This is a genomic window from Amycolatopsis decaplanina DSM 44594, from assembly GCF_000342005.1.
In the GTDB taxonomy this organism is placed as follows: Bacteria; Actinomycetota; Actinomycetes; order Mycobacteriales; family Pseudonocardiaceae; genus Amycolatopsis; species Amycolatopsis decaplanina.
In genome coordinates, this window is the sequence record NZ_AOHO01000084.1 from 69,028 (window position 1) to 92,232 (window position 23,205).

Annotated in this window: 22 protein-coding genes; 13 read left to right on the plus strand and 9 right to left on the minus strand. The window is 69.6% G+C overall.

Features of this window, described 5'->3' with window-relative positions; translation table 11 throughout:
- The first annotated feature begins 36 nt into the window (after window positions 1-36).
- From H074_RS37975 to H074_RS37985, 3 genes are read left to right on the plus strand one after another with little or no spacing between them, the layout of a single operon-like run.
- Window positions 37-1,236: a GNAT family N-acetyltransferase gene (locus H074_RS37975; RefSeq protein WP_007035415.1), complete on the plus strand. Its 1,200-nt coding sequence runs from the start codon at window positions 37-39 to the stop codon at window positions 1,234-1,236.
- A 34-nt stretch (window positions 1,237-1,270) separates the two neighbouring features.
- Window positions 1,271-1,669: a DUF4333 domain-containing protein gene (locus tag H074_RS39875; RefSeq protein WP_007035416.1), complete on the plus strand. Its 399-nt coding sequence runs from the start codon at window positions 1,271-1,273 to the stop codon at window positions 1,667-1,669.
- 44 nt (window positions 1,670-1,713) lie between these two features.
- The gene (locus H074_RS37985) at window positions 1,714-2,934 is read left to right on the plus strand and encodes a GNAT family N-acetyltransferase (RefSeq protein WP_007035417.1); all 1,221 of its coding nucleotides are present in this window, start codon (window positions 1,714-1,716) and stop codon (window positions 2,932-2,934) included.
- 91 nt (window positions 2,935-3,025) lie between these two features.
- On the opposite strand, the gene H074_RS37990 is transcribed toward H074_RS37985, so the two are convergent.
- The 3 genes from H074_RS37990 to H074_RS38000 form a co-directional block, all read right to left on the minus strand.
- Window positions 3,026-3,994: a pirin family protein gene (locus H074_RS37990; RefSeq protein ID WP_007035418.1), complete on the minus strand. Its 969-nt coding sequence runs from the start codon at window positions 3,992-3,994 to the stop codon at window positions 3,026-3,028.
- Window positions 3,991-4,935: a 5'-3' exonuclease gene (locus tag H074_RS37995; RefSeq protein WP_007035419.1), complete on the minus strand. Its 945-nt coding sequence runs from the start codon at window positions 4,933-4,935 to the stop codon at window positions 3,991-3,993. The genes H074_RS37990 and H074_RS37995 overlap by 4 nt, the downstream gene beginning before the upstream one ends.
- 76 nt (window positions 4,936-5,011) lie before the next feature.
- Window positions 5,012-5,548, minus strand: coding sequence for an NADPH-dependent FMN reductase (locus tag H074_RS38000; RefSeq protein WP_007035420.1), 537 nt, complete (start codon window positions 5,546-5,548; stop codon window positions 5,012-5,014).
- A gap of 118 nt (window positions 5,549-5,666) precedes the next feature.
- On the opposite strand from H074_RS38000, the gene H074_RS38005 reads away from it, so the two are divergent.
- Genes H074_RS38005 through H074_RS38030 form a run of 6 tightly spaced genes read left to right on the plus strand, consistent with a single transcriptional unit; the run spans window position 5,667 to window position 9,654 of the window.
- Entirely contained in the window at window positions 5,667-6,245 is a 579-nt protein-coding gene (locus H074_RS38005; protein ID WP_007035421.1) for an ArsR/SmtB family transcription factor, read from the plus strand.
- Window positions 6,242-7,492 (plus strand): MFS transporter, encoded by a 1,251-nt coding sequence (locus tag H074_RS38010; protein ID WP_007035422.1) that lies wholly within the window; start codon window positions 6,242-6,244, stop codon window positions 7,490-7,492. The genes H074_RS38005 and H074_RS38010 overlap by 4 nt, the downstream gene beginning before the upstream one ends.
- Before the next feature lie 10 nt (window positions 7,493-7,502).
- Window positions 7,503-8,645, plus strand: a complete 1,143-nt coding sequence (locus tag H074_RS38015; protein ID WP_007035423.1) for a M24 family metallopeptidase — start codon at window positions 7,503-7,505, stop codon at window positions 8,643-8,645.
- Window positions 8,642-9,094, plus strand: a complete 453-nt coding sequence (locus H074_RS38020; RefSeq protein WP_007035424.1) for an Lrp/AsnC family transcriptional regulator — start codon at window positions 8,642-8,644, stop codon at window positions 9,092-9,094. The genes H074_RS38015 and H074_RS38020 overlap by 4 nt, the downstream gene beginning before the upstream one ends.
- Before the next feature lie 46 nt (window positions 9,095-9,140).
- Complete coding sequence (locus H074_RS38025) at window positions 9,141-9,368, plus strand: hypothetical protein (RefSeq protein ID WP_007035425.1); 228 nt, start codon at window positions 9,141-9,143, stop codon at window positions 9,366-9,368.
- Entirely contained in the window at window positions 9,355-9,654 is a 300-nt protein-coding gene (locus tag H074_RS38030) for a hypothetical protein (RefSeq protein WP_005150941.1), read from the plus strand. Before H074_RS38025 ends, H074_RS38030 begins: the two co-directional genes overlap by 14 nt.
- Window positions 9,655-9,725: 71 nt before the next feature.
- Here H074_RS38030 and H074_RS38035 read toward each other — a convergent pair whose 3' ends face one another.
- Window positions 9,726-10,799, minus strand: coding sequence for a GDSL-type esterase/lipase family protein (locus H074_RS38035; RefSeq protein ID WP_007035426.1), 1,074 nt, complete (start codon window positions 10,797-10,799; stop codon window positions 9,726-9,728).
- A gap of 151 nt (window positions 10,800-10,950) precedes the next feature.
- A complete protein-coding gene (gene ovoA, locus H074_RS38040) occupies window positions 10,951-13,221 on the minus strand; it encodes a 5-histidylcysteine sulfoxide synthase (RefSeq protein WP_007035427.1) in 2,271 nt (756 codons plus the stop codon).
- Between the two features lie 199 nt (window positions 13,222-13,420).
- Between ovoA and H074_RS38045 the strand changes: the two genes are divergently transcribed.
- The gene (locus H074_RS38045; protein ID WP_039924555.1) at window positions 13,421-14,698 is read left to right on the plus strand and encodes an ATP-grasp domain-containing protein; all 1,278 of its coding nucleotides are present in this window, start codon (window positions 13,421-13,423) and stop codon (window positions 14,696-14,698) included.
- Window positions 14,695-15,909 (plus strand): MDR family MFS transporter, encoded by a 1,215-nt coding sequence (locus H074_RS38050; protein WP_007035429.1) that lies wholly within the window; start codon window positions 14,695-14,697, stop codon window positions 15,907-15,909. Before H074_RS38045 ends, H074_RS38050 begins: the two co-directional genes overlap by 4 nt.
- Before the next feature lie 230 nt (window positions 15,910-16,139).
- On the opposite strand, the gene H074_RS38055 is transcribed toward H074_RS38050, so the two are convergent.
- The 3 genes from H074_RS38055 to H074_RS38065 are packed head-to-tail and all read right to left on the minus strand — an operon-like array spanning window position 16,140 to window position 18,894.
- Entirely contained in the window at window positions 16,140-17,435 is a 1,296-nt protein-coding gene (locus H074_RS38055) for a M20/M25/M40 family metallo-hydrolase (RefSeq protein ID WP_007035430.1), read from the minus strand.
- Complete coding sequence (locus H074_RS38060; protein WP_007035431.1) at window positions 17,428-18,255, minus strand: M55 family metallopeptidase; 828 nt, start codon at window positions 18,253-18,255, stop codon at window positions 17,428-17,430. The genes H074_RS38055 and H074_RS38060 overlap by 8 nt, the downstream gene beginning before the upstream one ends.
- Window positions 18,256-18,297: 42 nt before the next feature.
- Window positions 18,298-18,894 carry an Rv1733c family protein gene (locus H074_RS38065; RefSeq protein WP_235096987.1) on the minus strand — a complete coding sequence of 199 codons (597 nt, stop codon included), beginning with the start codon at window positions 18,892-18,894 and terminating at the stop codon, window positions 18,298-18,300.
- Window positions 18,895-19,219: 325 nt separating this feature from the next.
- Between H074_RS38065 and abc-f the strand changes: the two genes are divergently transcribed.
- Window positions 19,220-20,842: a ribosomal protection-like ABC-F family protein gene (gene abc-f / locus H074_RS38070; protein WP_007035433.1), complete on the plus strand. Its 1,623-nt coding sequence runs from the start codon at window positions 19,220-19,222 to the stop codon at window positions 20,840-20,842.
- On the opposite strand, the gene H074_RS38075 is transcribed toward abc-f, so the two are convergent.
- On the minus strand, window positions 20,826-22,091 hold the full coding sequence (locus tag H074_RS38075) for a family 1 glycosylhydrolase (RefSeq protein WP_152521585.1): 1,266 nt from the start codon (window positions 22,089-22,091) through the stop codon (window positions 20,826-20,828). The two genes, abc-f and H074_RS38075, sit on opposite strands and share 17 nt — an antisense overlap.
- A 181-nt stretch (window positions 22,092-22,272) precedes the next feature.
- Between H074_RS38075 and H074_RS38080 the strand changes: the two genes are divergently transcribed.
- Entirely contained in the window at window positions 22,273-23,118 is an 846-nt protein-coding gene (locus tag H074_RS38080) for an LLM class flavin-dependent oxidoreductase (RefSeq protein WP_007035435.1), read from the plus strand.
- The last annotated feature ends 87 nt before the right edge of the window (window positions 23,119-23,205 follow it).

The window sequence follows — 23,205 nt, forward strand, 5'->3', positions numbered from 1 at the left end:
GGGCGCCGGGCGTGGTCGATCCTGCATGATCGTGCCATGAGCGACTTTTCAGTGCGGCTGCTGCGGTCCGACGAGGAACGGGCCGCGACGGACCTGTTCAGGCGCGCCTTGCACGTCAAGGAGATGACCGACGAGGAATGGTCGGCCATCGCCGCGTCGGTGCAGCCGGATCGCGGGTTCGGTGCGTTCGACCCGGAGCTGATCGGCACCGTCCGGTCCTTCGATTCGGAAGTGACACTGCCGGGTGGCGGCACCACGCCGCTCGCCGCGGTCAGCCTGGTCGGTGTCCGCGCCGATCGGACCCGCCGTGGCGTGCTGACGGCGTTGATGCGCGCCCAGTTCGAGGAATTCTCCGCCCGCGGTGTCCCCGCGGCGATGCTGCACGCGTCCGAGGGCGCCATCTACGGCAGGTTCGGGTACGGCGTCGCCGTGCGGGCCAAGTCGATCGAGATCGACAGGCGCCGCGCCAAGTTCCGTCCCGAGGTACCGGCCGGCGGGCAGATCTCCCTGCTGGATCTGGAAAGCACCATCGAGCAATGGCCTTCGCTGTTCGACGCCGTCCCGCGTACCCGGCCCGGCATGATCGCGCGGAGCCCGAATCTGTGGCCGGGCTACATTCGGGAGGTGCGCCGGGCGACCACTCCGATCGCGACAGCCGTGCACCGCGGCCCGGACGGGGCCGACGGCTTTGTCACCTACACCGTCGAGAGAGCTCACTTCGGCGCCCCGGCGCTGATGAAGGTCCATTCCTTCCACTACGCGAGTCCCGACGCGTTCGCCGGGTTGTGGCGCTACCTGCTGTCCGTGGACCTCGTCGACCGCATCACCGCCGAGAAACGGCCGCTCGACGAACCGGTCGAGTTGCTGTTCACCGACCCGCGTGACGCGGCGGTGCCGAAGGTCCAGGACGAGGGCTGGTTCCGGCTGGTCGACGTCGCGACGATGCTCGACGCCCGTACGTACCGGGGCGAACCGGTCGTCATCGAAGTCACCGATCCCTTCCTGGAACACAACTCCGGCCGCTACCGCCTTTCCGAGGACGGCGCCGCCCGCACCACCGACCCGGCGGATCTCGAACTGCACGCCGACACCTTGTCGATGGTGTACCTCGGCGGCTGGCGTCCGTCGGATCTCGCGGCCGCCGGACGCGTCCGCGCCACCGGCGAGGCGGCCTTGGAGCGGGCGGACCTGCTGTTCGGCACGCGGGTGAACCCCTGGTGCGGTACCTTCTTCTGACGTTGGATGATCACACCGGTGGGGGTGGAGAAGCTTGAGCAGGCGAGCCGTCGCGACGGTCGGTCTGTGCTGTGCCGTTTTCGCGGTGCTGGCGGCGTGTTCGGACACCCCGGCGCCCGCGCCGGCGACGAAGACCGTCACGGTCCCGCCGACGACGGGTGCTTCGTCGAGTACGCCCGCCACGTCGCGCGGTTCGTCCTCCAACGCCCCGGGGCGGGTCTTCGACCCGAGAACCATGCAGGCGGACGTGCGGAAGATCCTCACCGAGACCTATCAGGTGAGAGAGGTCGGCGACGTGCTCTGCCCGTCGAACCAGACGGTCAAGGACGGCAGCACGTTCACCTGCACCGTGCAGGTCGGCGGGGAGGGCAAGACCGTCACGATCACCGTCACCGGTGACGACGGCCGCTACGAAGTCGGCGCGCCCGCCTGAAAACCGGTTGGGTTCGCCCGGAGCGGACGGCAGGATCGACGGGTATGAGCGAATTTTCTGTGCGTGCCGTGGCCGAAGGCGAACAGCGAGCCTGCCTCGACCTCCTGTCGGAGTCCTTGCACGGCAAGGCGCCCACGGACGAGGCCTGGGCGAAGATGGCTCCGTCCTGGCCCGCCGCCGGGAAATTCGCCGCGTTCGACGAACACGGCACCCCGGTGGGGATCGCCAGTTCGATCGACGTCGAGCTCACCGTCCCCGGTGGACAGAAGCTCGCCACGGCGGCCGTCGACGGTGTCGGCGTCCGCGCCGACTGGACCCGCCGCGGGATTCTCACCGCGATGATGGCCGTACAGCTGGAAGACCTCGCGGCGCGCGGTGTCCCGCTGGCGGCTCTACACGCTTCGGAAGCCGTGATCTACGGCCGCTTCGGTTACGGCGCGGCGACTTTCTGCAAAGGCGTTTCGGTCGAACGCCCGCGTGCCCGGCTTCGTGACGGCGTGGGGCGGGACGGGGTGGTCAGATTCGTCACCCCTGCCGAAGCCGTGGAGCGCGTTCCCGCGCTGTACAACCGCTTCGAGGGAACACGGCCAGGTTTCGTCGCCCGGCCGGTCAACTGGTGGCCGGGATTCTTCGACCGGGTGGTCACCGGGACCGACGGCTATCGCGTGGCCATCCACAGTGGACCGGACGGGGACGACGGGTTCGTCGTCTACCAGACCATCGACGCGCGTGACCGGCAGGCGCCGGAGCGTGGAGCGATCCTGGACATCCGTGACTTCCATGCCGCCACACCACAGGCTTGGGCGGGACTGTGGCGTTTCCTGCTGTCGGTCGACCTGGTCTCGGCCGTCGCCGGCCGGGGCCGCCCGCTGGACGAGCCGATCGCCGAACTGCTCACCGACCCGCGCGCGGTGAACACCACCGAGGTCATCGACGACCTGTGGCTGCGGCTCATCGACGTCCCGGCGGCGCTGCGGGCACGCGCCTACGGCGCCGCCGGACCAGTGGTGCTCGAAGTGCTCGACCAGCAGCTTCCGGACAACAACGGCCGTTACGTCGTCGGCCCGGACGGCGTGGAACGCACGACCGCCGAGGCCGATCTGAGGCTGGACGTCGCCACCTTGTCGTCGCTGTACCTCGGCCACGGTCTCTTCGGCGACCTGGCTTTGTCGGGCCGCGCCGAGGTTCTGAACGAGTCGGCGGTCGCCCGTGCCGACGCGCTGTTCCACACCGCGCGGTCGCCTTGGTGCGGGACGTTCTTCTAGGCCGCGGCCGCTCGTGAGTGGTAAGGAGCGGGTCTCGAGCGCCTCGCCCGGGACGCTCACCGTCTCGAACGTGGCGCTCGGGACTCACGCCTCAGGCCGGATTGCGACGGGGCTTGATCCGCACCTGCGGCAGCGTGGGTGCGGGCAGCCACGCCGTGGTGCCTTGGTAGCCCTCCACCCGGCCGAACCGGTCCGCCTGTGCCTGCCATGCCTCGCGGTACTCGGCGATCTCCTCGTGGCTGCGGCCCACGAAGTTCCACCACATGACGAGTTCCTCGGTGAACGGGGTCCCGCCGAGCAGGAGCACACGGGCCGGTTCACCGCCGGGATTGGTCAGTTCCAGCCGCCCGGCGCCGGGCGCGAGGTAGGCGAGTTCGCCGGTGTCCAGTGCGGCACCGGCGACGGTGACGGAACCGATGTCCTGCAGGACACCGTGTTCGAACTCGGGGTCGACGTCGAGTGTCAAAATCGCTCCGGGCTCCACGGTGAGTTCGGCGCCCAGCAGGGGAGTGAACGCCGGGACCGGTGAAGTGGTCCCGGCGAGACTGCCGAGAAAGACCCGCGCGGTGGCGCCGGGCAGCCGGAGCAGCGGCGGCGCGTAGTGCCGGAAGTCCCTCGCGGTGTCACGGTGTTCGTCCGGCAGCGCGATCCAGAGCTGGACGCCGTGCAGCGTAGCGGTGTCCGGTGTGGACACTTCGGAGTGCGCGATGCCGTGCCCGGCGGTCATCAGGTTGAGCTCACCGGGCCGCACCATGGCCTGGGTGCCGATGCTGTCGCGATGCTCGATCTCGCCGCTGAACAACCAGCTCGCGGTCTGCAAACCGGTGTGCGGATGCGGCGCGACGTCCATCCCACCGGACTCGGACACGTCTTGCGGGCCGTAGTGGTCGGCGAAACACCACGCGCCGATCAGGGACCGTTGGCGTTGCGGCAGTGTCCGGCGGACCCGGATCGCGCGCGGACCGCCGAGCGGGACGTCGCGCGGTGTCAGCACGGTGACGCCTTCGCCCGGTCGTTCCCGGCACCGCAGTTCGGCCGGGTCGGCCTCGGTGTTGCTCACGGCTTGGGGAGCGCGGCCAGCAGACGCTCCACCGAACGGCCGAGATTCCAGCGCTCCGCGAGTTCCGCGACCTTGTCCGGGTCGGCGGGCTCGGACGGGACGGTGTCCGGGCGGGACTGCTCGACCGGCGCGTCGGCCGCGACCCGGACGACGGTCGGGGCGACCGCGAGGTAGTCGGCGGCGTCGGTCAGCCGCAGCCGGGTCTTGAGCGGCACCCGCGAGTCGCCGGCGGCGGCCGCCTCGATCAGCTCCTGCAGGGAGCCGAACTGGGTGATCAGTTTCGCCGCGGTCTTCTCGCCGATCCCGGCGACGCCGGGCAGTCCGTCCGACGGGTCTCCGCGCAGCGCGGCCATGTCGGCGTACCCGGGACCGGCGTTCCCGGCCGGGATCCCGTACTTCTCGGCGATCTCGTCCGGGCCGAGGACCTCGGCCTTGTTCCAGCCCTTGCCGACGTAGATGACCACTGTGGACGTCGGTTCACAGCGGACCAGCTGGAACAGGTCGCGGTCGCCGGTGATGACCTCGACGGGAGATTCCTTCTCGCGGATCGCGAGGGCACCGATGACGTCGTCGGCCTCGTATCCGGCCGCCTCGGCCGTCGCGATCCCGAAGGCCTCCAGCAGCTCCAGGATGATCGGTACCTGCGGCGTCAGCGTGTCCGGTACCTCTTCGACGTCACCGCCTTCCGGGACTTCTTCGGCCACCCGGTGCGCCTTGTAGCTGGGCAGCAGATCGGTGCGGAACTTCGGCCGCCAGTCCGCGTCGAGGCACGCCACGAGCCGGGAGGGCCGCCGGTCGACGAGGATCCGCGCGACGGTGTCGGTGAACCCGCGCACGGCGTTGACCGGCGTCCCGTCCGGGGCGGTCATCGACTCGGGCAGTGCGTAGAACGAGCGGAAGTAGAGGCTCGCGGAATCGAGGAGAGCGAGTGGTCCGGTCACGCGGACAGCCTGCCATGTCCCGGCCCGGATGTCCGTGAAGGACCCGACCCCCAGCCGGGTCCTCCACGGACATCGGTCAGGCCGCGTAGGGCCGCGCCCGGCGTGCGTCGCGGAGGGCGTTGGCCCACCAGTTCAGCTGATTCAGCAGGGTGGTGGCCGCGAGGGAGGCGCCTTCGAGGTCGTCGTGTTCACCGTCAGGGCCGAAGTGGTTCCAGGCGTAGGGGAAGCTCACGGTCTCGCGGATCGTCGCGGCGTGGAGTTCGGCGAAGACCGGACGCAGATGCTCCACCGCGCGCAGGCCGCCGGAAATCCCGCCGTAGGAGACGAAGGCGACCGGCTTGCCGTGCCACTCGGGGCCGGTGGCGTCGAGCGCGGTCTTGAGCGGGCCGGGGTAGCTGTGGTTGTACTCGGGGACGATCACGACGACGGCGTCCGCGGCGGCGACACCGGAGGAGAGGCTGTCGGGGGATTCGGCCAGGTCGATGACGGACAGGGTGACGTCGTCGCGCTGTTTGGCGCGGTCGAGGAACCAGTTCGCGACGACGGGAGCGAAGCGGCCCTCGCGGACGCTGCTGATCACGACGGCGAGCTGGTAAGGCGAGTTCGTTGTCATGTCCAAGACCGTAAAACCTGCACTTAACTTGAAGTCAAACTCCAGAATCCTGTCGCGCCAGGGACTAATCGCAGAGAACTCTTTGCAAAGGATTCTCTGCGGTCGTAGGATGAAAGGCATGGGGACGAGCGAGAGGTATCTCGCGCGGGTCGACGGCCGCATCCTGCGGGCGTTGTCGCATCCGCTGCGGGTCAAGATCCTGGAATTGCTGCGGGAGGACGGTCCGGCGACGGCGTCCGGGCTGGCGAAGCGAGCGGGAGAGAGTTCCGGTACCACGAGCTGGCATCTGCGTCAGCTGGCCGAATCCGGGCTGATCACGGAGGACACCGAACGCGGCAGCAGGCGCGACAGGTGGTGGAAAGCCGTGCACGAGGGGGACCAGATGCGCGCCAAGGACTTCATCGACGATCCCGACCTCGCCGGTCCGTTCAACGCCTACGCGCACACGATGATCGAGCGGCGCTACGCCGCCGAAGCGCAATTCGTCGCCGAAGTGCGGGACTGGGCGGACCAGTGGATCGACAAGGTCACCTTTGAAGACTCGCAGCTCTCGCTGACGCCTGACGAGGCCGCCGCGTTGAGCGACGAGATCCTCGAGGTGATCGGCCGCTACCGCCGTCCGGAACAGGACGGAGACACCCAGGTCCGCGTGCACTGGGCGGCCTTCCCGAGGAAATCCCGGCCGGAGACGCCATGAGCCGGATGCCACTGGGGGCCCTGGTCGTGGCTTCGGGGATCTCCTCGGCCGGGGTGATGATGACGCTGCTCGCGATTCCCTGGTTCGTCCTGCAGAGCACCGGCAGCGGCACCAAGACAGGCCTCGTCACCGCGGCCGAGGTGCTGGGCCTGATGGTCGCCGCGTTGCTGGGCGGACCGATCGTGGACCGGGTCGGCACGCGCCGGGCCAGCGTCGGCGCGGATCTGCTGACCACCGTCACGGTGCTGCTGATCCCGCTCGCGGTGAACACCACGGGGCTCGGCCTGCCCGGACTGATCGTGTTGTCCTTCGTGATGGGCGTGTCGCGCGGCCCGGCCGACACGGCGAAGCAGGTGCTGCTCGCGGGAGTCGCCGACGCAGGCGGGATCAGGACGAGCCGCGCCGCGAGCGCCGTCGAAGCCGCGATGAGGACCGGACGGATGGTGGGCGGACCCGCCGCCGGCGCGCTGATCGGGCTGATCGGGCCCATTCCGGTCCTGTTCGTCGACGCGGGCACGCTCCTGCTGTCCGCGGCACTGGTGTTCGCTCTGATCCCGGCCGCGGCCGGTCCGCCGAGACCGCCGTCGGGCGGATACCTCAAGGAACTGCGCGAAGGGCTGGGGTACGTCAAACGCGACGCGGTGCTGCGCGCTGTCGTCGGCATGCTGATGCTCACCAACAGCCTCGACTTCGGGCTGCTCGGCGTCCTGTATCCGGCGTACGGCGACCAGGTCCTGCACAGCACCGCACTCATCGGCGCGATGATCACCGCGGTCGCGGCGGGCGCGCTGCTCGGTTCGGCGCTCTACGGCTGGGCGGGCCACCGGTTTTCGCGGCGGACGGCGATCCTCGTCGCGGTCGCGATCGAAGGCGCGCCGAGATTCGCCTTGCTCGCGCTGGAACCCGCGCCGGCCGTGCTGCTCGCCGGACTCGTGGTCGCCGGGATCGGGGCGGGCGCGCTCAACCCGATCGTGCTCCCGGCGGTCTACGAACGGGTCCCGGAAGCCGTCCGGGGCCGTGTGCTCAGCCTCCTGGTGGGCGGGGTGCTCGCCGCTATGCCGCTCGGCTCGATGGCGGCCGGGTTGCTGCTGGACGGTATCGGGCTCGTCGGCGCGCTCGCCGTGTTCGGCGGTCTGTACCTGATCGCCGGCACCTTCCCGGTCATCTTCCGGGTCTGGCGGGGGCTCGACGATCCCGCCCCGATCGGGGGCGACCGGCCGGTGAACCAAGGGGCGCGGACCGACTAGGCTCGCCATCATGTCGCGCCGTTCCCTTCACAACCCAACCCCCGACGCCGCCAGCCTTCGCGCCCGCCTCGACAGGGCCCGCGCCGCCGCGGCCGCCGCCGACACCGACGCCCTGCTGATCGCACCCGGCTCGGACCTGCGCTACCTCATCGGCCAGGCCGGGGGCTCCTTCGAACGGCTGACCACACTGGTGATCCCGGCCGACGGAGTCCCGGCGCTGGTGCTGCCGAAGCTGGAAGCCCCCGGCTACGCCGACGTCCCCGCCGACGAACTCGGCATCGAGATCGTCACCTGGGTGGACGGCGACAACGCCTACGAACTGGTCGCCGACAGGCTGGGCAAGCCCGGCCGCGTGGCGGTCAGCGACTTCACCCCGGCGCTGCACGTGCTCGCCTTCCGGGGCGCGCTCGGTGACGCCGAGCAGACGCTGGCCGGGCCGATCGTGCGCGAACTGCGGATGCGCAAGGACGCGGCCGAGATCCAGGCGCTGCGCGACGCGGGTGCCGCGATCGACCGCGTGCACGCCCGCGTGCACGAATGGCTGCGCCCCGGCCGCACCGAAGCCGAGGTCGGCGCCGACATCACCGCCGCCATCGTCGAAGAGGGCCACACCCACGCGGACTTCGTGATCGTCGGCTCGGGCCCCAACGGCGCCAGCCCGCACCACGACGTCTCCGAGCGCGTCATCGAGCGCGGCGACGTCGTCGTGGTCGACATCGGCGGCCCGATCGCCGAGGGCTACAACTCCGACTCCACCCGCACGTACGCGGTGGGCGAGCCGCGTGACGCCGATGTCGCCGAGACCTACGCCGTCCTGCAGCGTGCCCAGAAGGCCGCGGTCGAGGCCGTCCGCCCGGGCGTCACCGCCGAGTCGATCGACGCCGCCGCGCGCGACATCATCGCCGAGGCGGGTTACGGCGAGTACTTCATCCACCGCACCGGCCACGGCATCGGCCTCGACGTGCACGAGGAGCCCTACATCATCAAGGGCAACGCGCTGCCGCTCGAGCCGGGCATGGCCTTCAGCGTCGAGCCCGGCATCTACCAGCCCGGCCGTTGGGGCGCCCGCATCGAGGACATCGTCGTGGTCACCGAGGACGGCGTCGAGCCGGTCAACCAGCGTCCGCACGATCTGATCGTGCTCGACGCATGACCGGTTCCCTGGAGCCGCTGGACCAGGCCATCGTGGGAGAACTGGCCGCGGACGGACGGCGCAGTTTCACCGATCTGGCCGAGCGGGTCGGGCTTTCGGTGTCGGCGGTGCACCAGCGGGTGCGCCGCCTGGAGCAGCGCGGGGTCATCCTCGGATACACCGCGCGGCTCGACGGAGAGCAGATCGGCCTCCCGCTCACGGCGCTGATCTCGCTGACGCCGAACGACCCGGCCGCTCCGGACGACTACCCGCAGCGTCTCGAGCACATCAAGGAGATCGAGTCCTGCTACTCGGTCGCCGGGGACGAGTCGTACATCCTCCTGGTCCGGGTGGCTTCGCCGCTCGGCCTGGAGGACCTGCTCCGCCGGATCCGCGAGTCCGCCAAGGTCTCGACCCGGACCACGGTGGTGCTGTCGACGCCGTTCGAGGGACGCTCGCCCACATTGTGAGAGCGGAAAACGGCTGGGCTTGCGCGGCGCGGGTACGATAAAAGGTATGGCAACACGTAAGGTCACTCTCTCACTCGACAGTGGTGCGCTCGAGTTCGCCGAGCGGGCCGCCAAGGCACACGGGATCTCGGTCTCGTCGTGGTTGTCCAAAGCGGCCCGCAGGGAAGCCGTCCGCACCGGATACACCCCGCAGCGCGCCCCGGTCGAACCGTCCGCCGAATCGGACGAGGCCGAGCTGACCGCCGCGGAGAAGGATCTGCGTGCACAGGGGTGAAGTCTGGACGTACCACCCCCCGACCGAACCGGCACGGCAGCGCACCGTCGTCCTGCTGTCCTCGGACGGGGTGAACGAATCCGAGCGGCCGTGGCTGCTCGGCACCGAACTGTTGGACCGTGATCCCCAGGACATCCTCGGTGTCGCCGTCGACGCGCGGTACTGGGTCTCCACGCTGAATCTCACGCGCCTGTACCGGCCGTGGTTCGACGAGAAGATCGCGGAGATCGACCAAGAGGTCCAGGAGCGCATCGACATCGCGTTGCGCGCCGCCTTGGATCTCTAGCTACATGTGATCGGACGGACGACACACGTGTTACGTCTCCAATCACGCGTGTCGCGCGTCTGATCACGCGACTAACGGGCGACAACCTCAGGCGCGGCGTGCAGTTTGCCGTCGGGGCCGGAGAGGCACGACGCGTTCCCCGCCCGCGCGGCGAGGAACTCGTTGAGGCAGTTCGCGATCTGCGCGTGGCCGTTCGCGTTGGGGTGGAACGACTCCTGCAACGCGTGGCTCGCGCGGTCGACCTGGCCGAGGTCGCGCAGCTGCAATGTCAGCCTGCTGAACCACTCGCTCGCCGGGTCGCCGCTGCACGCCTCGCGGCCGGCGCCCGCCCGTGAAAGGTCGAGGAACCGTGCACTGGTCGCCCTTGACGCCTCCTTGATCCCGTCCGACAGGACGGAGACGCCGTCGCGGCGCATCCACTCCAGGTCCTCGGTGCGGAACGGGCAGCCGTTGAGGCTGCGTAGCGCTTCCGGGATCTGGGGGCCGACAGGCGAGGCGTAAGACATCAACACGAGCTGATAGTCCGCCGGGACGTAACCCGCCTGCGCCAGCACCTTCTTGACGTCGGCGACGGCGTTGGTCACCTTCGGCACCATGGCGTCCACTTTGGACCTCCAGGTGGTGCGGAGAGCCGTGCTGCACGGCGGGTTCTGCGGCGAGAACCAAGCCTTGAAGCACTCGCTGACCTGAGCGGAGAACTTCGGCTCGTCATTCGCGCCGACCGCGATCACCACCGCGGCGACCCGATGATCCTTGATCAGGTCCGCCAGCTGCTGCGCCTGTGACGGCTCCGTCCACTGCTTGGCTTCGCCCAAGGCGATCTGCTCCGAGGGCGCCCCCGAACACGCGAGGTTCACCCGCGCGGTGACATCGGGGATCTTGATCTGCTCGACGAAGGCGTTGGGGGAGCGATGGCACCAGTTGCCGCCCTGCCCGTTGGTCGTGGGCGTGTAGTCGCCCGCGCCTTCACCGGAAACGGTGCTGTCGCCGATGGAGACGACCGTCAGCGGCCCCGTCCCCGGCGGTCCTTGGCGCGGGGACGGCTGCCCTGGGCGGCTTTCCGACCCGGTAAAGGCAATGAACCCGACAAGAACCACCACGAACGTGAGCGCGAGAGCACCCCACCACCACCGGAAACGTCGCATCGTCACCGGATTCTACGGACAGGCGACCCGGCAGGGTGATCATGGCGGTGTGACGGTGGCGATGTCCGGCCAGCCCGCCTCCGTCAAGTCCGTTTCGGGCCGCATCGGAAGGGAAGCACCCGATGCGGCCCGGCCGCGGGACGCGGCGGGATCAGCGCTTGCGCCAGAGGGAGACCTCCAGATCGGTGATCTCATACCGGCGGCCGTCGACCCTGGTCAGACTCGGCTCCGTGCTTTCCGACAGCAGCTCGAACGCCTCGCCGAGGACGTTCGCGAGCTCGGCCGCCGACGCCCGGGGGAGAGCCACGAGCAGCAACCCTCCGGCGCGCAGGAAGTTCTCCGAGCCGACGAGCGGGCGCAGGTAGCCCGCCGCGCCGCCGAGCCGGTCGAAGGCGTCCGCCACGACGACGCCGTCGAACGTGCCGAGCGCGGCGGGTGGCCTGCCGGATTCGGCGAGGGTGAAGGAGACGCTGCCGCCCGGTGCGATCGACGGTCGCCGCGCGTGCAGCTCCCCGCGCCCCGGCACCCGGTAGCCGACGTCCCAGCCCTCGGCCAGCCGGTCCGCCGCCGCGACGAACATCGGCCGGTCGTCCAGGCCGACGACCTCGATCGGCCGACCGGCCAGCGAGAACGCCAGCCCGCCGGCCGCGGTGGCGAGATCCGCGACCCGGCGCAGCTCGACCCCGGCTTCGTCGGCGGCTTCGACGAACCTCCTGGCCAGCCGGTCCGGATGGCCCGCAGTCGCCGCCAGCGGATGCCCGGCCCGGCCGAAGGCCTGTTCGGCGGTGCCGTACTGGCCGAGCAGCGCCCGGTCGAGTTCCGCCCTGGCATCACTGTCCATAGCGGACTCCGGTGCCACGACCAGCCGGATGCCCGCCTGCTGCAGGAAGTGCGGCCGGTAGAAGTGGCGCGCCCAGATACTGCCCAGCTCGCCGGTGCTGATGTAGGCGCCACCGAGGATCAGCTGATGCTGCCCACCGTAACTGGGCACCGAGAAGTCTTCGTAGTAAGGATGCGGGGTGAAGCCTTCGAGCGGGTTGAAGGTGTCTTCGCTCCACGCCCACAGGTTGCCGCCTGCGTCGTGCAGGCCCTGCGACGTCGGCGGTGAGTGGTCGACCGGGCCCTCCGAACCCCAGGCCAGGCCGAGGTTGATGCCTTCCTCCCGCAGCTGCGCGCCGTCGAGACGCATGACAACGTCGTCTGCGACACCCGGCCGTTCCGGAAGGTCGCGCAGCAGGAAGTACTCCGCTTCGGTCGGCAGCCGGAATTCCCGTCCCTCCTTTTCTGACCGCCAGGCGGCGAAAGCCTTGGCCTCGTGGTAGTTCACCACCACCGGCCAGTCCCACGGCATGTCGATCTCGTCGAACAACGTGCGGAGCCGGAACGCGTGCAGCCCGGTCGGTCCGGTCGGCACCCAGAACCGCGGCCACTTGGTGTTGCGGAAACGGCGCCACGCCTCGCCCTCCGCCGACCACAACTCCGGCCGCCGGTAGCCGCCGTCGGCGACGAAGCCGTGGAACTCGCCGTTGCTCACCAGACAGCGGGCCACTTCGAAGTCCGGCAGTTCCTGGCGGCGTGAGCCGTACGCGCTGTCCCAGCCGTAAGACGGAAAGGACAGCGGCTTGCCCAGCCGCGCCGTTCGCCCGGGCACGGTGACGGTGCCGTTGACGGGAACGGAGCCCGGTTCGGGTTTGCCGGTCTCGGTGGTGCGGCGCAGCGGCGACGGCGCGGGCCACGCGGCGGGCCGTTCGACCAGGTGCGAGCGCATTTCGCGGATCAGGACCGAACTGGTCTCCAGGTGGATGCGGTCGTGCTCGATCGCCAGCAGCAGGGCCCATGCCTGGTCGTCCATCGTCACCGGACGCCCGAGGTCCGGGGCGAACGGGGTGGTCTCGATGATGCCGACGACCGTCCGGTACACCTCGGCGCGGTAGTCCTTCACCTCCGAAACCGACGGCCACACCATGTCGTTCTTCGACATGTCGTCCCACGAGTTCTCGTCGACGCCCATTTCCAGGATGTGCTCGAGATAGGCGTCGATCGGCGCGTCCAGCAGCCCGGAGACCCGCAACTTGTTGACGTACAGCGAGGTCGTGTGGCCGTAGTAGAAGATCATCGGGTGCCGCAGGTTGTGGTCCGGCGGGCGGTAGAACGCCTCCGCGCCTTTCAACCCGGCGAACAGCACCTCGTGCAGCGTCCACGCGTTGTCGAAGTAGTCCAGCACCTCTTCGCGGCTGCAGACGGAAAGATCGGGCAACGGCAATGCTCTGATCTCGCCGGATTCGGCGACACCCGGGCAGCGGCCGGGTTCGGGGCGGACCCCGGTGTACCACCACTGTGGATCCCGGGCTCCGTTCAGCCGCTCGTCGGCGTGTTTTACCGCGTTTCTCTCCCAAGGTTCCAGGTTGACCGTCGACGTCATGTGACCTCACTTCAGTTCTGGGGCACTGGGGGCGGGTGCCGGAAACCGTCGCATCTCCGAAAAGGTCATTTCCTCTCCTGTCGTGCCCTGGATCGCCCGCTGGAAGAAGCCCGGCGCGAAAGCGCAAGCGCGGAGAAGCCCGTTGATCGCGGCGGATGGGACCGTCGGTGTTCCTGTCCGCCGGTTGAGAGGTGAGAACTTGTCGACGAAGCCCTGTGTCGTGCTCGTGGACACCTACGAAACGGCCGACCACGGGTTGCCGCAGACCGCCCGCCACATCGCGCCGACGTTCCTGGCACTGGGTGCGGACTGTGTGCGCGTGCAGAGCGCGCCCGACGCACCCGGGCAGTACCGGAACTCCTCGCCGACCATGAGCAACTACCGCGAGAACATCGTCCACGACGGCGACCTCGGGAAGACGCTGGACGCGCTGGCCGTGCACCGGCCGGTCGCGGTCGTGGCCGGTGGCGAATACGCGGTCGCGTTCACCGACGAACTCAGCGAGGCATTGGGAGTGCCGTCGAACGGCACCGCGCTTTCCCTGGCCAGACGGGACAAGTCCGCCATGGGCGAGGCCGTCGCCGCGGCGGGCCTCAAGGGCGCACGGCAACTGCTGACCGCGGACGAGGCCGAACTCGCCGCGTGGCATCGGGAGACGGGCGGACGGATCGTCGTCAAACCGAACCGCAGCGCCGGCGGTGACGGTGTGTCCTTTTGCGACACTCCGGAGCAGTCGGTGGCGGCGCTGCGCGCGATCACCGGCCGCCAGAACGTGTTCTCCGAGGACAACGACTCCGTCATCGCGCAGGAGTACCTCGCCGGCACCGAGTACATGGTCAACACGGTGAGTATGGACGGTCTTCACCAGGTGTGCGACATCTGGCAGACCTCGCGCTTCGCCATCAACGGGGTGTCCGACCTGCTCGGTGCCTGCCGGATCGTGCCGCGGCGGGCGCCGGGCCACGACGAGCTGGTGGAGTACGCGTTCGCGGTGCTCGACGCGGTGGGCATCCGGCACGGCGCCGCGCACGTCGAGATCAAACTGACGCCACAGGGACCACGACTGATCGAGGTCGGTTCGCGTCTCTCGGGCGGCGACCTGCCGCATCTGGCGCGGCTCGCGATCGGCGAGTCCCAGCTGGACTGGATGGCCGACGCGGTGCTGCGGCCGGAGAGGTTCCGGGAGCGGTGGGGCGAGGACTACCGGATCCGGCGGCACTACGCCTGGTCCGCGCTGCTCTCGCCGGTCGAAGGCACGCTCCGCCGGTACACGGTGCTCGACGAGATCGAGCGGCTGGAGAGCTTCCACGAGATGTTCGTGCTGACCCACCCGGGGAAGCCGTTGCGCCGCACCGTCGACGACACGACGTTCCCGGTGGTCGTCACGTTCATGCACGAGATCGAGGAGTACGTCCTGCGCGACCTCGGCACGCTGAGGTACCTCGACGGCGTGGGCTGCTACGAGCTCGAACCATGACGGCGCCGGGGTTCCTGCGGACCCGGCTGGGCGGGCTGCCCAAGTCGTTCTGGGTGCTGTGGACGGGCACGCTCGTCAACCGGCTCGGCACGATGGTCCTGCCGTTCCTGGCGCTGTACCTGACCAGTGAGCGTGGCCTTTCGGTGGCGACGGCGGGAACCGTATTGGCGCTGCTCGGCATCGGCCAGGTGTTCTCGCAGCTGATCGGCGGCATGCTGGCCGACCGCATCGGCAGGCGGGCGACGTTGACCGGCGGCATGCTCGCGACCGGCGCGATCATGCTGGTGCTGGGTTACGTCGAACGCCTTGAACTGATCGCGGTCGCCGCGCTGCTGCTCGGGCTGGCGCTCGACGTGTTCCGCCCGGCCACCCAGTCGATCGTGGCGGATCTGGTGCCCGGCGCCGACCGCACGCGGGCTTTCGGGTTGCTGCTGTGGGCGATCAACCTCGGCTTCTCGATCGCGATGGTGCTGGGCGGCACGTTGGCCCGCGCCGGCTTCACGACGCTGTTCTGGGTGGACGCGGCGACGTGCGTGCTGTTCGGCCTGCTGGTCTGGCGGGCGGTGCCGGAGACCCGCGGTGGCGGTGGGCCCCGGGAGCGGGGCGGCTTCACCGTCGTCCTGCGCGACCGCGTCATGGCCGGACTGATGCTGATCTCGCTGGTGGTCGCGTTCGTGTTCCTGCAGAGCCTGGCCACGTTGCCGCTGGCGATGCGAGAGGACGGTCTTTCGCCCGCGGGCTACGGCCTGGTGATGGCGGTCAACGGGATCGTCATCGTGGTCGTGCAACCTCTGGTGGGGCATCGGCTGGGCCGTTGGGATCCTTCGCGGGTGCTCACGTTCGGGATCCTGTTGACGGGCTTGGGCTTCGGTGCCACGGCCTTCGCGTCGACGACACCGGCGTACGCGGCGTGCGCGGTGTTCTGGACCCTCGGTGAGATCGTGATCCAGTCGGTGGGCGTCGCGATCGTGGCCGAGCTCGCCCCGCCACATCTGCGCGGCCGGTACAACGGCGCCTACGGCACGGCGGCGGGTCTCGCCGCGTTCGTCGCCCCGCTCGGCGGCACCCAGCTGCTGGTACTGGGCGCACCCGTGTTGTGGACGGTCTGCCTCGGACTGTGCTTGGCCGCGGCCGTCGGTCAGCTGCTGCTCGGCAACGCGGTCCGTCGCCGGATGGCCACCACGGCCGTTCCCGTCGTGGCTGTCGGCTGACCGGGCTTCAGCCGGCCCGTTCATGTAGACCTGGAACACGCGGTCGATCGCGACGGACAAGGCCTCGTGAGTGGTAAAGACGGTTCTATTTGAGGGGTAAGACCTTCATACGGCACCGCTGTGACTACTGGTGTGCCTGGGGCCACAGATGCCGTTCAGGCGCCCCTCGACACGACTCCTTTGCCCTGCCCCTCAATAACCGTCGTTATCACTCATGAGGCTGTAGCGAGTCAGCAGTTCGCCAGGAAATGCCTCAGCACCCGCGTGCCGAACCGCAGGCCCTCCAACGGGACGCGTTCGTCCACGCCGTGCGCCATCGCGCGGTACGGGAAACCTTCCGGCAGCCACAACGGCGCGAAGCCGTAGCAGTCGATCCCGAGCGGGCTGAACGCCTTCGCGTCTGTGCCGCCGCCCATGCAGTAGGGGACCACGACCGCTTCGGGATCTTCTGAGCGCAGCGCGTCCGCCATCGCGTCGAACCACGGCGAATCCACCGGAGCCTGGACCGGCGGCTGGTGCGCGACGAACTCGCGGGTGACACCTTCACCGAGCATCGCGTCGATCTCGGCGAGCAACTCCGGTTCGGCGCCGGGGAGGACGCGGATGTCCACCTGGGCCTCGGCCGAAGTCGGGATCACGTTCACCTTGTAGCCGGCGTCGAGCATGGTCGGCGTCGTGCTGTTGCGGACGGTCGGCACCACCAGCGCCCCGGCGGGCCCGAGCCGCGCGATCGTCCCGTCCACATCGGACAGATCGACGGGGACGCCGAGCGCTTCCCCGGTGCGTTCGAGGAAGGCCTGGACCGTCGGGGTCAGCTGGACCGGCCAGCGATGCGCGGCGATCTTGCCGAGCGCGGTGACCAGCCGGGTGACCGCGTTCTCGTCGTTGGGGCGCGACCCGTGTCCCGCGCGGCCCTTGGCGGTCAGCCGCAGATGCGCTGTGCCGCGTTCGGCCGTCGCCAGCGGGTAGAGCCGCACGGTCCGGCCGTCGGAGGCGGGGACGTGGTAGGTGTACGCGCCCGATTCGCTGATGGCGGCCGCGCAGCCGTCGAACAGATCCCGGTGCGCCGCGGCGAGCCAGTGCGCGCCGTACTCGCCCTTGTCCTCCTCGTCGGCCACGAAGGCCAGGACGATGTCCCGCCGCGGGCGGACACCGGTGGCGAGGGCGGCGAGCACCATCGCGCAGAAGTCCTTCATGTCTACAGCGCCGCGGCCCCAGAGGAACCCGTCGCGGACCTCGCCCGAGAACGGGTCCACCGACCAGTCGGCGGCGTCGGCCGGGACGACGTCGAGATGTCCCTGCACGAGCAGCGCGGGCAGGCCCGGGTCGGTGCCCGGGACCCGGGCGATCACGTTCGCGCGCCGGGGCGCGGACTCGATGATCTTCGAGTCGATCCCGAGTCCCGACAAGAGCGACGCCACGTACTCGGCGGCCTCGCGCTCGCCTTCGGAGTCCCCGTTGCCCCGGTTCGTGGTGTCGAACCGGATCAGCCGCGAACAGACTTCGACGACATCGAGTTCAGCCATAGATACCCTGCACCGCCCCGGCCGCGATCGCCGTGACGATCTTGAACGCCTTCATCGCCTCGGTCATGTCCGGCGCGTCGAAGCCGACGCGTCGCACGCCGATCTGTTCCACCGTCGGGATCACTGCCGCGGCCTGCGCGAGATGGCTCGCGTCGAACTCGACCTCGATCCGGTGGGGGGTGGTGAACCGCTCGACCCGGCCCGCCCGGTTCATCGCGTCCGCCGCGGCCGAGCTCAGCAGTTCGGCCGTCCTGGCGGGCGGCAGGCAGATCGCGGCGTAGCGGCTGACGCACTCCTTCACCGTGACCAGTTCGGCTTCCGGCGCGTAGTCCTGGGCGTCGTCGCAGGCCTTGTCGTCACCGGAGACGACGAGCACCGGGACGCCGTACTCGGCGGCCATCGCGGCGTTGAGCCTGCCTTCGCTGGCGGGGACGTCGTCGAGCCACACCCCGGTGATCTGATTCTCCAGGTACGTGTGGGACAGGACGCCGTCGAATCCCGCGCCCGCGTGGTAGCCGAGGAAGACGACGCCGTCCACACCGGTGTCGATCCCCTGCATCATCGAGAGCGGCTTGTGTCTGCCGGTGAGCATGCGCGCCCGGCCGTCGAGGTCTTCGAGCAGGAGGTTCCGCTGGGACGAATGCGCCTCGTTGACCAGCACGTCGGTGGCACCGGCGTCGAACAGGCCCGCGATGGTGGCGTTGACGTCACCGGTGAACAGGCGGCGGAATCGCTGCCACTGCTCGGTGCCGGGGATGACGTCCTCGGTCCAGGTGACGCCGGTGGCGCCCTCCATGTCCGCCGAGATCATGATGCGCATGCGGGGCACCCTAGCCGAGGCGCTTTGCCCTCGCCGCCGGGATCAGGGCCAGGAGCCGGAACGCGGGTACACCGCCCAGGCGCGCTCCCAGGCCGCGGCCCGGTGCCGGTCCAGAATCAGCCGGACGACCTGGTGGAGCAGGACGAGCGCGGCGACCATAGCGAACCAGAGCCAGAGGCCGACGAGCACGGAATCGAACACGGCGGTCGACGCTGTCCTCGGGGCGGCGGTGAGCTCACCGCGGGCGTCGATCCAGATCGGCACGGCCGATCCGGCGGGGCTGCCCGGCGTCGCGAGGACACCGCCGGTGTGCCGCACGCCGCGCGAATCGGTCCAGGTCGCCTCGGTGGTGGAGTTGCCGGTGCCGACGCTCTCGCTGTCGACGATGCGGACGGGCGCGTCCTTCGACAGGTACGCGGTGGCGGCCTGACGTCCGATCGCGTCGGCGGCGGCCGCGGCGACCTGCCTGCCGTGGTTGGCCGAGCCGACGGCGGCCGCGACCGGGATGGCGAGCAGCGCCGCGAGGATGACGACCTTGAGGAGAAGGGCTTCGAATCGGTCGGAGCCGCGGGCCAGCGAATTGTGACCAGGGAAGAGCCGACGCCGGAACCGGGCGATCGGACCGCTGGACCCGTGCACGAGGAACCCCATTCCCTCAGACCGCGAAATACCTCCATCGTCGATTCTCGGTCACCGGGGCACCGATGTCGCGGTATGGGGACACAGACCACTCTGTGAACCCGTACACAACCTTTAATTCGTTTTACCTGTCCGAGTTCTCCCGCTACCGTCTTCGGCATGGGGATTTTCTTCACTCTGTGATTCTCGCCTTCGACGCGGCCCTGGCGTAGAGCCTTCGCTCCGCCGGGCCGCGTCCTTCCGCGTGCGCTCTTCTTCCTTCGCCGTACGCGGACCTCCCTGCCCGATCGCGATCGGCCGTGCCGAGAATCAGGAGGACGCCCCTATGCGTACCCCGCATCAGAATCCCGGAACACAACTCGTGCTCTCCGGTGTCACCAAGCGTTTCGACGACCACGTCGTACTCGACCAGATCTCCCTCGCCGTCAAACCAGGGGAGAAGGCGGGCGTCATCGGCGACAACGGCTCCGGCAAGTCCACCCTGCTGAGGCTGATCGCCGGCCGCGATCGGGCGGACAACGGCACGGTGACCGTCACCGCGCCCGGTGGCGTCGGCTATCTCCCGCAGACGCTGGAACTGCCCGACACCGCCACGGTCGGCGACGCGATCGACCTCGCGCTAACAGACATCCGGGACCTGGAATCCCGGCTACGGGCGGCCGAAACGTCGCTCGAAACCGCCGAAGACCTGGCCGCTTACGGCGACCTCATGACCGCCTACGAAGCCCGCGGCGGTTACGAGGCCGACGCCAGGGTGGAGGTCGCCCTGCACGGGCTCGGGCAACCGGGCCTCGACCGCGGCCGCGTGCTGGGCAGCCTGTCCGGCGGTCAGCGGTCCCGGCTGGCGCTCGCGGCCACCCTGGCCGCGTCGCCCGAACTACTGTTGCTGGACGAGCCGACCAACGATCTCGACGACGAAGCCGTCGCCTGGCTGGAGAACCACCTCCGCGGGCATCGCGGCAGGGTCGTCGCGATCACCCACGACCGGATGTTCCTCAGCCGGGTCACCACCACGATCCTCGAGGTCGACGCCGACCGCCGGACCGTGCAGCGGCACGGCGACGGCTACGCGGGGTACCTCGCGGCGAAGAAGGCCGCGCGGGCCCGGTGGGTCCGGGAGTACGAGGAGTGGCGGCTGGAGAAAACCCGTTACGAACGGATGGCGGACGTCAACATCGATCGGTTCTCGGCGATCCCGCGCAAGGCCCCGGCGGCCTTCAGCGGGGCGGGCGCCTTCCGGGCCCGCTCCCGGGCGCACGGGGCGATGAGCCGTATCCGGTCGGCCCGCGAGCGGATCCAACGGCTCGAGGCGGACCGGGTCCCGCCTCCGCCACAGCCGCTCCGGTTCACCGCGCGGATCGCCGCGGGGGAGACGGAGGCCGATCAGTACGTGGTGAAGGTGGACGACGTGTCGGTCGACGGCCGTCTGCCGCGGACGTCGCTCAGCGTGCTGCCCGGTGAGCGGGTCCTCGTGACCGGACCCAACGGGGCGGGCAAGACGACCTTGATGCGGGTGCTCGCCGGGGAGCTTGCGCCGTCGACGGGATCGGCGGAGCGGGCGGGCCGGATCGGGTTCCTGCGCCAGAACGGCGGGCTCGCCGCCGACGCACGGACCGTCCTGGCGGTGTTCGCCGGGGGCGGTGACGAGGACGAGGCGGCCGAGAAGTTGCTGTCGCTGGGCCTGTTCCGGGCACCGGATCTGCGCAAACCGGTCCGGGAGCTGTCCGTCGGGCAGCGGCGCAGGCTGGAACTGGCCCGGTTGGTGACGGCCCGGACCGACCTGCTGCTGCTCGACGAGCCGACCAACCATCTCGCCCCGGATCTCGTGGAGGAGATGGAACAGGCGCTCGCGGAGTACTCCGGCGCGCTCGTGGTCGTCACGCACGACCGCCGGATGCGGCGGGCCTTCGAGGGGAGGCGCCTCGAATTGGTCACTTCAGCGGCGTGAGCGGTCCGTCCACTTTGGCCGGGTTGAGGCAGCTGTCGAGCCCGTCCACGAGGGAACAGGTCCCCGGCCCGCGCTTGAGCCGGTAGCCCCGCGGCGCGCCACCCGCCGTCACCAGATCCTGGTACGCGGGAACGGCGTCCGTGGGGCGCCGGGTCAGCACGGGGTCGGCGAGGGCGTCCACTGTGTACAGCCCGAACCGGGCCCGATAACTGCCCCATTCGTAGTTGTCGGTGAGGCTCCAGTAGTTGTAGCCGATGAGGTTCATCCCGTCGGCCTTCGCCCGCTGGAGCCAGTACACGGTGTCGCGCACGTGATCGCCGCGGGTGTAGTCCGCGTCGCGGAGCTTCCCGTTGTCGGTCGCCATGCCGTTTTCGACGATGTAGAGGGGCAGGCGCGGGAACCGGTTGTGGTAGCTGCGGAGCGCGTAATAGATGCCTTCGGGCTGGAGCTTCACGTCCCAGAACTTGTCCGTGGCGGCGGCGAACACCGTCCAGTTGGCGATGCTGAGGCCGTAGTAGTAGTCGATGCCGATGAAGTCGAGCTTGTCCTTGACCTGGTCGAGGAAGAACCAGTCGGCCATCCCGTTGACCCCGGTGATGTAGGCCTGGTTGCTGGTGACCTTCGAGGCCGGGTCGAGTTCGTGGATCAGGTCGTAGGCCCGCCGGTGCGCCTGGACGACGTTGGACTGCGCCGCGAAGTACCGCGTGGGGTCCAGCGCGCCGACCTTCTGTTCGTTCCGGAGGAAGATGAGCGGCTCGTTGAACGTCACCCAGAGCACGTCCTGTCCGGCGTAGCGCTGGACGATCTTCCGGCTGAACTCCAGCCACGCGTCGGCCGTCCGAGTCTCGGCCCAGCCGCCCTGATCGAGTGCCCATCCCGGGTAGACCCAATGGTTGAGCGTGATCATCGGTGTCATGCCCGCGGACCGGACCTGCCGGAGCACGTCGTCGTAGAAGGCCAGTTCGGTCTCGTCCCACCGGCCGGGTGAGGGTTCGACGCGAGCCCACTCGACGCCGAAGCGGTAGGTGTTGACGCCGAGCCCGGCCGCGAGGCGGATGTCCTCGGCGTAGCGGTGCCGGAAGTCCACGGAGTCGCGGTACTCGTCGACGCCGTCCTTGCCGGCGGAACGGTCCACGAATCGCTTCCAGTTGCTGTCCGGAGCGCTGCCCTCGGACTGGTAGCCCGACGACGCGACGCCCCAGTAGAAGTCCCGGGACCAGTCGGCATCCTGAGACGCGGACGCGTTCACGGCCGAAAATGTCGCGCATAGTGAGACGGCGACCACCGAGGACACCACCCGGCGTAATCTTCTCCGATGCTCCGGCCACTTCGTCGATCGTTCACCAGCGTCCGCCATCTTCCGGACGCTAACGTGGGTGAACGGCGTAAACAAGCGGCCGTCCGGGGACTTCGACGATGACGTTGGGGAGATGATCGACTTGACCGGCAGCACGGTCCGCCATGCCGTCTATCTGCCACCTTTCGGCCCGTTCGGTGAGCCGGGGGTGCTCGTCGACCTCGCCGTTCGCGCCGAGGCGGCGGGCTGGGACGGGTTCTTCCTGTGGGACCACGTGGTCGCGGACACCATGCCCATCGCGGATCCGTGGACGACACTCGGCGCCATCGCGCACGCCACCAGCAGGCTGCTGTTCGGGCCGATGATCACGCCGCCGGCCCGGCGCCGTCCATGGGTGGTCGCGCGGCACGCGTCGACGGTCAGCAGGCTCTCCGGCGGGCGGCTGATCCTCGGCACCGGGCTCGGTTCGGATGAATCCGGTGACTTCAGCCGGTTCGGTGAGCAGACCGACCTGCTGACCCGGTCGGCGATGTTCGACGAAGGCCTCGACGTCATCCGCGCGATCTGGTCCGGCAGGCGGTTCGACCACGACGGCGCCCACTACCAGGTCGCGCTCGCCGAGGCGCCGCCCGAGCCGTTCCGGATCCCGATCTGGGTGGCGAGCTCCACCGACAATCCGCGCGTCGTGCGGCGGGCGGCGTTGTGCGACGGGATCTTCCCGAATCCGGAGGACCACACGCCGACCGCCGAGGAGATCGCCGATACCCATCGCGCGCTCGGTCTTGCCGGGCTGGAGCCGGGCCGTCCCTTCGACGTCGCCGTCGCGGGGAACGCGAGTCCGGCGTGGGAGGAGCCGATCAAGGTCGATCTGCCCGCGCTGGGGCAGGCGGGGATGACCTGGTGGATGGAGTCGCTGATGCACCTCGACCCGCTGGAGCTTTCACAGAAGATCGTGGACGCCGGTCCGCCTCGGTGGTGACGTGGCCGACGTGTCTCGTGAGTCTTTGATGTCCTTGCGGACGCCCCTGCTGGGGTGAAAATTGGGGGTGGTTGCCTGTGGAGGTCG